This window comes from Streptomyces luteogriseus (genome assembly GCF_014205055.1).
Taxonomy (GTDB): Bacteria; Actinomycetota; Actinomycetes; order Streptomycetales; family Streptomycetaceae; genus Streptomyces; species Streptomyces luteogriseus.
Window position 1 is genome coordinate 2834986 of sequence record NZ_JACHMS010000001.1, and the last position, 11909, is coordinate 2846894.

Annotated in this window: 1 protein-coding gene; it reads right to left on the reverse strand. The window is 74.7% G+C overall.

Going from position 1 to position 11909, the window contains the following annotated elements:
- Positions 1-107 precede the first annotated feature (107 nt).
- Positions 108-11906 carry a type I polyketide synthase gene (locus BJ965_RS12155; RefSeq protein ID WP_184908672.1) on the reverse strand — a complete coding sequence of 3933 codons (11799 nt, stop codon included), beginning with the start codon at positions 11904-11906 and terminating at the stop codon, positions 108-110.
- Positions 11907-11909: the final 3 nt, after the last annotated feature.

The following is an 11909-nucleotide window of genomic DNA, read 5'->3' on the forward strand; positions in this document are numbered from 1 at the left end:
GACAGGCCTGTTTGCAGGCTAAGAGGCCGGGACGTGGAACCCGGCCCCAGTTATGGACCGCGAACACCCCTAAGTTCCGGGCCGGTGGCGCAGGTAGGGGCCCGTGTTCAGGACAGGCCGAACTCGTCGTCGAGCAGCGACACGAGCTCGGCGGCGCTCACCGAGTCGAGGTCGACCTCGCCGTCCGTGTCCTCGTCGCGGGTGTCGTCCGCGGTCTCCTCCAGCGCCGCGAGCAGCACCCGCAGCCGGGTCGCCATCACCCCGCGGTCCTCGGTGGCCCCGGGGCCCATGGAACGGACCGCGGTCTCCAGTTCGCGCAGGGCGAGCAGGGCCGGGTCGGTGGCGGTGACCGGGTCCAGCTCCATGCCGTCCTGCAGCCGGGCGGCCAGGGCCCGTGTGTTGGGGTGGTCGAAGACCAGGGTCGCGGGGAGCCGTACTCCGGTGAGGGTGCTGAGGCGGTTACGGAGGTCGACGGCCATCAGGGAGTCGAAGCCGAGGCTCTTGAACGCCTTGGTGACCGGTACCGCGTCCGCCGACGGCAGGGCGAGGACCGAGGCGACCTCGGTGCGGACGAGGTTCTCCAGGGCGCCGGTCCGGTCGTCCTGGGACAGGGGCCGCAGCCGTTCGCGGAGCCCGGAGAGGCCGGTGGTGGCCTCGTCGGCGCGGCGTCGGGGCTGGGGCACCAGGGCGCGCAGCGGGGCGGGCAGGGCTGCCCGGTCGGCGGTGGACAGGCCGCCGGGTTCGAAGCGGAAGGGCAGCAGCACCGGTTCGCCGGTGGCGTGGGCCGCGTCGAAGAGGGCCAGCCCGTCGTCGGGGCTGAGCGGCAGCATGCCCGCGCGTGCGATGCGCCGCAGGTCGGCGGCGGCGAGCTGGGCGGTCATGCCGGCGCTGCTCTCCCAGGGGCCCCAGGCGAGGGAGAGGGCGGGCAGGCCGTCGGCCCGCCGTCGCAGGCACAGGGCGTCGAGGTAGGCGTTGGCGGCGGCGTAGGCGGACTGGCCGCCGCCGCCGAGGGCTCCGGCGAGCGAGGAGCAGACGACGAAGGCACGCAGGCCGAGGGGCGCGGTGAGATCGTGCAGGTTCACAACGGCGTCGGTCTTCGGCCGCAGCACCCGGTCGACCTGTTCGGTGGTGAGCGAGCCGAGCAGCCCGTCGTCGACGACGCCCGCGGCGTGTACGACGGCGGTCAGCGGTGCTGTGGGCGGGATCCGGTCGAGTACGGCGGCCAGCGCGTCGCGGTCGGCCGCGTCGCAGGCGGCGACACGGACGTCGGCACCCGACTCGGCCAGTTCCCGGTGGAGTTCGGCCATGCCCGGCGTCTCTTCGCCGCGGCGGCCGAGCAGCAACAGGTGGCGTACGCCGTGGGCGCGGACGAGGTGCCGGGCGATCAGGCCGCCGATCATTCCGCCGGCGCCGGTGATGAGGGTGGTGCCGTCGGTCGGCCAGGTGCCGTCCGGTGCCGGGCCCTGCGCGGTGTGGCGGCTGAGTGCCGGTACGAGGGTCAGGTCGCCGCGGATCGCGAACTGGGCGGCCTCGGTGGCCTCTGTCCGGGCCAGGATCTGCGATCGCGTGAGGTCGTCGAGCGTGGTGTCGTCGTCGAGGTCGACCAGGATCAGCCGGTCGGGGTGTTCGAGCTGGGCGCTGCGGGCCAGGCCCCACACCGCGCTGTGCGCCAGGTCCCGTACGCCTTCTCCGGATTGCGCCTCGACGGCGCCCCGGGTGCACAGGACGAGGCGGCTCTTGACGAAGTGTTCGTCCTCCACCCAGGTGCGCAGGGTGCCGAGGGCCGTGTGCACGGCGGCGCGGGCCGCGGCCGCGTCGATGCCCGCGGTGGACGGGACACAGGGCAGGAGGACCTGGTCGGGTGCCGGGCCGCCGTCGGCGAGGTGCCGGCGCAGCGCGGCGAGGTCCGGGTAGTGATCGACGTCGGATGTCTGTGGGGCGTCGGGGCCCACCACGGCCCAGCGGACCGTCGGGGTGCCGGCGGCCTGGGGCTGCGGAGCGGGCGTCCAGTCCATGCGGAACAGCGACGAGGCGGCTGCGGCCGTGCCCAGTTGGGCACGGGAGACGGTGCGCAGACTCAGTCCGCCCACCGACACGAGCGGCTGGCCGTCGCCGTCCCAGAGGGTGGCGACGACCTCGTCGGCACCGGCTCCGGCGGCGAGGCGGATCCGGCAGGTGGTGGCGCCGGGGGCGGGCATGGCGACGTCGCGCCAGGCGAACGGCAGGAACGGGCCGCTGCCGCGGTCGGCGGAGGGCAGGAAGGCGAGGGTGTGCAGGGCGGCGTCCAGCAGGGCGGGGTGCACACCGAAGGCCCGGGCGTCGTCGGACGCCTGCGCCGGCAGCGTGACCTCCGCGTAGACCTCGCCGTCCAGTCGCCAGGCCGCGGTCAGGCCCTGGAACACCGGCCCGTAGGCGGTGCCGGTCGCGGCCAGGCCGGCGTAGAACTCGTCGAGGGCGACGGGTTCGGCGCCCTGGGGCGGCCAGAGCGTGGGCGGACCGGCCGGCTGTGGTGCGGGGCCTGTGGCGAGCACTCCTTCCGCGTGCCGGGTCCATTCGGTGGTGCCGGCGGCGCGGGAGTAGATGCCGACGGTCCTGCGGTCCTCGTCGTCGGCCTCGCCGACGGCGACCTGCACGGTGACCCCGCCGTGCTCGGGCAGGATCAGGGGGCTGTGGACGACGAGTTCCTCCAGCGCTCCGGCGTCCAGTCGGTCGCCCGCCCAGAGGGCGAGCTCGAGGAAGCCCGTGCCCGGGAACAGGACGGCGTCCAGGATGCGGTGGTCGGCCAGCCAGGGCTGGGCGGCGAGGGAGAGTTCGCCGGTGAACAGGACGTCGCCGCCGGAGGCCGCGCGGACCATGGCGCCGAGCAGGGGGTGCCCGGTGTCGTCGAGGCCGGCCGAGGACAGGTCGCCGCGGTCGGCGGTGGACTCGGCGGGCCAGTAGGCCGCCCGCTGGAAGGCGTAGGTCGGCAGATCCACCCAGCGGGCGCCGGTGCCGTCGAAGATGGCGGCCCAGTCGACGCCGACGCCGTGTACATGGGCGCGGGCCAACGCGGTCAGCAGGGTGGCCGGTTCGGATCCGTCGCGGCGCAGCAGTGAGGTGCACACGCCGGCCGGGGCCGTGTCGAAGCAGTCCTCCGCCATCGTGGTGAGCGTGGCGTCGGGCCCGACTTCCAGGAAACCGGTGACGCCTTCGCCGGCGAGGGCGGCGACGCCGTCGGCGAAGCGGACGGTGTGCCGGGCGTGCCGCACCCAGTACCGGGGGTCGGCGATCTCGTCGGCGCCCAGGACGGCTCCGGTGAGGTTGGAGACGACCGGGATGCGGGGCGCGGCGAAGGTGAGCCCGGCCACCAGCTCGGCGAACTCGTCGAGCATCGGTTCCATGAGCGGCGAGTGGAAGGCGTGGCTCACCTCCAGCCGGCGGGTCCGCCGGCCCTCCTCCGTGAAGTACGCGGCGAGTGTGTCCACGGATTCCTCGGCGCCGGAGAACACCACGGAACGGGGGCCGTTGACGGCGGCGAGGTCGACGGTGCCGGCGTTCTCGCCGAGCAGCTCGGTGAGCGCCGCCGTGGCCTCCGCCTCCCCCGCCTGTACGGCGAGCATCGCTCCGCCGGGCGGCAGGGCCTGCATGAGGCGGCCCCGGGCGACCACGAGCCGGGCGGCGTCGGCAAGGTCCAGAGCGCCCGCCACATGGGCGGCGGCGATCTCGCCGACGGAGTGGCCGAGGACGTAGCCGGGTGTCACACCCCAGGCTTCGAGCAGCCGGAACAGGGCCACTTCCAGGGCGAACAAGGCGGGCTGGGTGATCGCGGTCCGGTCGAGTTCGGCGGCGCCTGCGGTGAACACCGTGTCGCGCAGCGGTCGTCCGAGCAGCGGGTCGAGGTGGGAGCAGGCGTCGTCGAAGGCACGGGCGAACGCGGGGAAGGCCGCGTACAGTTCGCGTCCCATGCCCGGCCGCTGGGAGCCCTGGCCGGCGAACAGCAGGGCGAGGCCGCCCTCACCGGCGGTGCCGCGCAGCAGCCCCTCGGGGGTGCGGCCGGCCGCGAACTCGGCGAGCCGGGCCAGCGCTTCGTCCCGGTCGACGGCCGGCAGTGCGGCCCGGTGCTCCAGGGCGGCACGCCGGGTCGCCAGCGCATGGCCGACGTCGGTGACGGAACCCTCCTGGTGCTCTCGCAGCCGGGTCAGCAGTGCCTGGGCCTGGGCGCGCAGGGCCTGGTCGTCGTGCCCGGACAGCAGCCACGGGGTGACGGGCAGGGGGGCCGGGCCGGCGGGCGCGGGGTCGGGCTCGGTGGCCTGTTCGAGGATGACGTGGGCGTTGGTGCCGCTGACGCCGAAGGAGGACACCCCGGCCCGGCGGGGGCGGCCCGTGCTGGGCCAGGAGCGGGTCTCGGTGAGCAGGTCGACGGCGCCCGCGGACCAGTCGACGTGCGGGGTCGGCTCGTCGACGTGGAGGGTGCGGGGCAGGATGCCGTGCCGCAGGGCCTGCACCGTCTTGATGACGCCGCCGATGCCGGCCGCGGCCTGGCTGTGCCCGATGTTGGACTTCAGCGAGCCGAGCAGCAGGGGCCGCTCGGCGTCCCGGTCGCGTCCGTAGGTGGCGAGGATGGCCTGGGCCTCGATCGGGTCGCCGAGGGTGGTTCCGGTGCCGTGCGCCTCGACGGCGTCGACGTCCTGGGCGGTGAGCCCGGACCGTTCGAGGGCCTGCCGGATGACCCGCTGCTGGGAGGGGCCGTTGGGCGCGGTGAGACCGTTGGACGCGCCGTCCTGGTTGACGGCGCTGCCGCGCAGCACGGCGAGCACCTGGTGCCCGTTGCGACGGGCGTCGGAAAGCCGTTCGAGCAGGACCATGCCGGTGCCCTCGGCCCAGCCGGTGCCGTCCGCACCGGCGGCGAAGGCCTTGCAGCGGCCGTCGGGCGACAGGCCGCCCTGGCGGGCGAAGTCGTCGAAGAGGAACGGACTGGTCATCACGGCGACACCGCCGGCGAGGGCGAGGTCGCAGTCGCCGTCGCGCAGCGCACGGGCCGCGGTGTGCAGGGCGACCAGCGAGGACGAACAGGCGGTGTCCACCGTGAGGGCGGGCCCCTCCAGGCCGAGGACGTAGGCCACGCGGCCGGACACCACGCTGGTGGAGGCGCCGGTCACGCCGTATCCCGCGAGGGCCTGCGAGCCGCGCCGGAACAGGCTGGTGTATCCGGAGGCGGCGGCGCCGACGAAGACGCCGGTGCGGCTGCCGCGCAGGGTGGCGGGGGCGATGCCGGCGCGTTCGAGGGCCTCCCAGGACGTCTCCAGCAACAGCCGCTGCTGCGGGTCCATGGTCAGGGCCTCGCGGGGGGAGATCCCGAAGAAGGCGGCGTCGAACTCCGCGACCCGTTCGATGAATCCGCCCTGCTGCGGCACGGAGCCGTCGGTGGGCGGCGCGTCGTGCCAGCCGCGGTCGGCGGGGAAGCCGGAGATGGCGTCGCGTTCGTCCATGACGAAGTCCCACAGCTGTTCCGGGGAGCTGATGCCGCCCGGGTAGCGGCAGGCCATGCCGACGATGACGAGGGGTTCGTCGTCGGCGCGGGGGCCGGCGGCGGTCGTGGTGGGCGCGGCCGGGGCGGCCGTGGGTTCGTCGAGGTCGCCGAGGAGTTCGGCGGCGAGGAAGTCGGCCAGCGCGCCGGGGGTCGGGTGGTCGAAGACGACGGTGACGGGCAGGCGGAAGCCGACGGCGCCGGTGAGCCGGTTGCGGAACTCCACGGCGGTCAGCGAGTCGAAGCCCAGTTCGCGGAAGGGCGTGGTCGAGCCGACCCCGTCGGGGTCGGAGTGCCCGAGCACGGTGGCGGCGTGCGAGCGGACCAACTGGAGCAGGATCCGCATGCGTTCGGTGCCGGTGAGGGGTGTCAGCCGTTCGAGCAGCGAGCCGCCCTCGGCCTGTGCCGCCCGGCGCCCGGACCGCCGGGCCGGGGAGGGCACCAGAGCCCGCATGACGGGCGGGACGCGGCCGGAGGTGCCGGCGAGCGCGGCCGGGTTGAGCTTGGCGGGCACGAGCTGGGCGTGATCGCCGCGGCATGCCAGGTCGAAGACGGCGAGCCCTTCCTCGCTGCTCATCGGCACGACACCGCCGCGGCTCATCCGCTGCATGTCGCGGTCGTCGAGGTGACCGGACATCTCGCTGCGCTGCGCCCAGAAGCCCCAGGCCAGGGAGAGGCCGGGCAGTCCGTTGGCGCGCCGGTGGGCGGCGAGGGCGTCCAGCATCACGTTGGCGGCCGCGTAGTTGCCCTGACCGGGGGCGCCCATGGTGCCGGCCATGGAGGAGAACAGCACGAAGGCGCTCAGGTCGAGGTCGCGGGTGAGCTCGTGCAGGTTGAGTGCGCCGGTCACCTTGGGGCGCAGCACGGCCCTGGTCCGTTCGGCGGTGAGGGACTCGAGGAGTCCGTCGTCCAGTGCGCCGGCGGTGTGCAGGACTGCCGTGAGCGGCTGGTCTGCCGGGATGTCCGCGAGGAGGGCGGCCAGTTCGTCGCGGTCGGCGATGTCGCAGGCCGCGACGGTCACCCGGGCGCCCGCCCGGGTCAGCTCCTCCGCGAGTTCCGCCGCGCCCGGGGCGTCCGTGCCGCGCCGGCTGGTCAGCAGCAGGCTGGTGACGCCGTGCCGGGTGACCAGGTGGCGGGCGAGCAGCGTGCCGAGGGTACCGGTGCCGCCGGTGATCAGGACGGTGCCGTGCGTGGGGAACGGGTCGCCGGGGACGGTGAGCACGGCCTTGCCGACGAGTGCGGCCTGGCTCAGGGCCCGGAAGGCGGCGCGGGCCTCGCGGATGTCCCAGGTGGTGATGTTCGGCGGGCGCAGGGTGCCGTCGGCGAACAGCGGGGCGAGCGTGGCCAGCATCTCGTGGATGCGGTCGAGCCCGGCTTCGGGCAGGTCGTAGGCCTGGTAGACGACGCCCGGGTGGGCGGCGGCGACCTGTTCGGGATCGCGTTTGTCGGTCTTGCCCATCTCCAGGAAGTGGCCGCCGCGGGGCAGCAGCCTCAGGCCCGCGTCGACGAACTCCCCGGCCAGGCAGTCCAGGACGACGTCCATGCCGCGCCCGTCGGTGGACTGCAGGAACCACTGTTCGAAGTCGAGGGTCCGCGAGTTGGCGATGTGCGCGGCGTCCAGTCCCCAGCCGTGCAGCGTGTCCCACTTGCCGGGGCTGGCGGTGGCGTAGATCTCGGCGCCGAGGTGGCGGGCGAGCTGGACGGCGGCGCTGCCGACGCCGCCGGCCGCGGCGTGGATCAGCACGGCCTGGCCGGTGCGCAGACCGCCGAGGTCGACGAGTCCGTAGTAGGCGGTCAGGTAGGCGACGCAGACGGAGGCGGCTTCCTCGAAGGTCCAGCCGTCGGGTATGCGGTGGACGGTGCGTTCGTCGGCGAGGGTCACCGGGCCGAAGACCTCGGTGGACAGGCCGAACACCCGGTCGCCGACCTGGTGGTGGGTGACGTCGGGGCCGACGGCGGTGACGACGCCGGCGATCTCGCCGCCCAGTCCGGTCAGTCCGGGCACCAGGTCGAGGGCGACGACCACGTCCTTGAAGTTGATGCCGGCGGCGCGGACGGCGATGCGCACCTCGCGCGGCTGAAGCGGTTCGAGGAGTTCCGGGCAGGGCATCGCGGTCAGGCCCTCGATGGTGCCGGGCCTGGTGTTCTCCAGCCGCCAGGCGCTCTCCCCGACGGGCGGCACGATCGCCGTGGCCGTGTCCCAGCGGGCCAGCCTCGGGGTGCGCGGCACGCCGGCCCGCAGGGCGATCTGCTCCTCGCCCGAGGTGAGGGCCGCGCCCAGGGCCGCGGCGGACTCGACGGACCCGTCGAGGTCGACGAGGCCGAAGCGGCCGGGGTGTTCGTTCTGCGCCGAGCGCAGCAGTCCCCACACGCCGGCGGCGGCGAGGTCGGTCACGTCCTCGCCGGCGGTGCTCACCACGGCGCGGTGGGTGACGACGACGAGCCGGCTGTCGTCGAGGCGGCTGTCGGCGATCCACGTCTGCAGCAGGGCGAGGGTGTCGACGACCGTCTCGCCCGCGCCGTCCGCCTGCTGACCGCCGCTGACGGGCAGCAGTGCGGTGACGGCGGTGCCGTCCGCGGCGACGCGCGCGACGAGTTCCTCGATCCCGGTCACGGCCGCGGCACCGGGCAGGGCGGCGCCGATGCCCAGCGGGTCGTCGCCCAGCACGACGCAGCGCGGTGCGGGCTCCTCCTCGTCGGTCCGTACGGTCTTCCAGTCGAGCCGGTACAGCGCGTCGGCGCGTGCGGTGCTCAGCGCGGCCTCGGTCATCCGGCGCACGACGAGGGAGTCGACGGACACGACGGGCTCCCCGGCCTCGTCCGCCAGCGTCACCTCGACCTCGTTCTCGCCGCGCCGCGCCAGCCGTACGCGCAGCCGCGCGCAGCCGGTGGCGTGCAGCCGTACCCCGGTCCAGGAGAACGGCATGCCGACGCCGCCGCCGTCGTCGCCGTCCCAGGTGAACATGGCGTGCAGGGCGGAGTCGAAGAGCGCCGGGTGCAGGCCGAAGCGCTCGGCGGCGGACGTCTGGTCGTCGGGCAGTGCCACCTCGGCGTACACCTCGCCGTCGAGGTGCCACACCTGGCGCAGGCCGCGGAACTCGGGGCCGTACTGGTAGCCGGCCTCGGCCATGCGCTCGTACATCCCGGAGATGTCCACCGGCTCGGCGCCTTCGGGCGGCCAGGCCCCGGCGAGGACCTCGGCGGGGGGTTCGCTCGTCTCGCCGGATCCGGCGGTGAGGATGCCCGAGGCGTGCCGGACCCAGGCCGTGTCGGCTGCGGCGTCCTCCGGGCGGGAGTACACGCCGACCGTACGTGCCCCCGTCTCGTCGGCCGCCTCGACGTGCGCCTGTACGACCGTCGCGCCGGTGCGGGGCAGGACGAGCGGGGTGTGCAGGGTCAGTTCGTCGATCCGGCCGCAGCCGACCTGGTCGCCGGCGAGCACGGCCAGTTCCACGAAGCCGGTGCCGGGGAAGATCACCCGGTCGTTCACGCCGTGTGCGGCCAGCCAGGTCTGCGTGTGCAGGGACAGCCGCCCGGTGAGGACGGCTCCGTCGCCGTCGGCCATCCGCACCAGGGCGCCGAGCAGCGGGTGGTCGACCGACGACAGGCCGACGGAACCGACGTCACCGGTGCGGGCGTCGGCCTCGGCCCAGTACCGGGTGCGCTGGAAGGCGTAGGTGGGCAGTTCCACGGTGCGGGCGCCGGTGCCGGTGAGCGCCTTGTGCCAGTCGACCTCGATGCCGCCCAGGTGGGCCTTGGCGAGGGAGGTCAGCATCCGGCCGAGGCCGCCCTCGCCGCGCCGCAGGGACTCCACGACGACGCCGGGCACGGCGGTGGCGTCGACCGTCTGCTCGACGGCCATGGCGAGCACGGGGTGCGCGCTGGACTCGACGAACGCGCTGTGTCCGTCGGCGAGCAGGGTGCGCACGACGGGTTCGAAGAGCACGGGCGCCCGCGTGTTGTCGTACCAGTAGCCGGCGTCCATGGCGGCGGTGTCCAGCAGACCGCCGGTCACCGTCGAGTACAGCGGCACGGTTCCGGTGCGCGGCCGGACCGGGGCCAGGAGTTCCAGCAGCCGCTCGTGCAGCGGGTCGACGAGGGCGCAGTGCGTCGGCACGGTGGCGGCCACGATCCGGGCGCGGATGTCGTCGCGGGCGCATTCGGCGACGAACTCGGCGAGCGCGGCGTCGTCTCCGGCCACCGCGACGATGCGGGGCCCGTTGACGCCGGCGACGGACAGCCGGCCGTCGAAGCGCAGCAGCCGCTCGCGGACCTCGTCGGCGGGCAGCGCCACCGAGGCGACGGCGCCCTTGCCGACCAGGGTGTCGGCCAGCAGTTGGCTGCGCAGGCAGATCACGCGGGCCGCGTCCTGGAGGGTCAGGCCGCCCGCGACGTGGGCGGCGGCGATCTCGCCCTGGGAGCTGCCGACCACGGCGTCGGGCCGGACGCCGTAGGACTGCCACAGCTCGGCCAGCGACACCATGACGGTGAACAGCACGGGCTGGACGACCTCGATGCGGTCCATGGACTCGGCGCCGGGCTCGTCGCGCAGCACGTCGAGGACGCTGAAGTCCACGAACTCCTCGATGGCGGCGGCGCATTCGGCGGCCTTGGCGGCGAACACCGGTGAGGTGTCGAGGAGTTCCCGGGCCATGCCGGCCCATTGCGCGCCCTGGCCGGGGAAGACGAACACGACCTTGCCCTCGACGGGGGTGGCGCGCAGCACTCCCTGGGCGGGGCGGTCGTCGGCGAGCGCGTCCAGGGCGTCGAGGAAGCCGTCCCGGTCGCCGGCGAGGACGGCGGCCCGGTGCTCCAGCCCGGTACGGGTGGTGGCGAGGGAGAGCGCCACGTCGGCGTCGGCGGGTTCGGGGTGGGCCAGCAGGTGGGTGTGCAGGGCGCGGGCCTGGCCGCGCAGCGCGGATTCACTGCGCGCGGAGAGCACCCAGGGCAGCAGCGGTGGGGCGGGGGCCTCCAGCACCGCAGGCGCCTCGTCGCCGGGCTCCGGGCGGGTCTCCTCGGGAGCCTCTTCGAGGATGACGTGCGCGTTGGTGCCGCTGATGCCGAAGGAGGAGACGGCGGCCCGCCTGGGCCTGCCGGAGGGGGGCCACTCGCGGGCCTGGCCGAGGAGTTCCACGGCGCCCGAGGACCAGTCGACGTTGGGGGTGGGTTCCTCGGCGTGCAGTGTCCTGGGCATGACGCCGTGCCGCAGCGCCTGCACCATCTTGATCACACCGCCCACGCCGGCCGCCGCTCCGCTGTGGCCGATGTTGGACTTCAGCGAGCCCAGCCGCAGCGGCCGGTCGGCGGGCCTGGCCTGGCCGTACGTGGACAGCAGCGCGTCCGCCTCGATCGGGTCGCCCAGGCTGGTCCCGGTGCCGTGCGCCTCGACGACGTCCACGTCGGCGGGTGTGAGGCCCGCGTTGGCGAGCGCCTGGCGGATGACCCGCTGCTGCGAGGGGCCGTTGGGCGCGGTCAGCCCGTTGGACGCGCCGTCCTGGTTGACGGCACTGCCCCGCAGGACGGCGAGGACCCGGTGGCCGAGCCGGCGGGCGTCGGAGAGCCGCTCGACGGCGAGGACGCCCACGCCCTCGCTCCACCCGGCGCCGTCGGCCGCCGCGGAGAACGCCTTGGAGCGGCCGTCGGGCGCCAGGGCGCGCTGGCTGGACAGGGCCAGGTGGACGGCGGAGGTGGAGAGCGTCGTCGCGCCGCCCGCCAGGGCGAGATCGCACTCGCCGTTGCGCAGCGCCTGCACGGCGAGGTGCAGGGTCACCAGCGAGGAGGAGCAGGCGGTGTCGACGGTGACGGCGGGGCCCTCCAGGCCCAGGACGTAGGAGACGCGGCCGGACAGGACGCTGTTGGAGGTGCCGGTGCCGCCGTAGCTGTCCAGCCCGTCCGCGGAGGCGGCGAGCAGGGTGCCGTAGTCCTGCTGGTTCAGTCCGGCGAAGACGCCGGTACGGCTGCCGCGCAGCGCGTGGATGTCGAGGCCGGCCTGTTCCAGCGCTTCCCAGGAGGTCTCCAGCAGCAGTCGCTGCTGGGGGTCCATGGACTGCGCCTCACGCGGGGAGATGCCGAAGAAGGCCGCGTCGAACGAGGCGATGTCGTCGATGAACCCGCCGGCGCTGGCGTAGCAGGTGCCGGGGTGATCGGGGTCGGGGTGGTGGAAACCGTCCAGGTCCCAGCCGCGGTCCGTGGGGAAGGGCCCGATCGCGTCGGTCTCCTCGATCACGAGGCGCCACAGGTCGTCGGGCGAGCTCACCCCGCCGGGGTAGCGGCAGGCCATGCCGACGATCGCGACCGGTTCGCTGCTCTGCGCCTCCACGTCGGCCAGGCGCCGGCGCGTGCGATGCAGGTCGGCGCTGACCCGCTTGAGGTAGTCACGCAGCTGCTGCTCGTTGGCCATCGG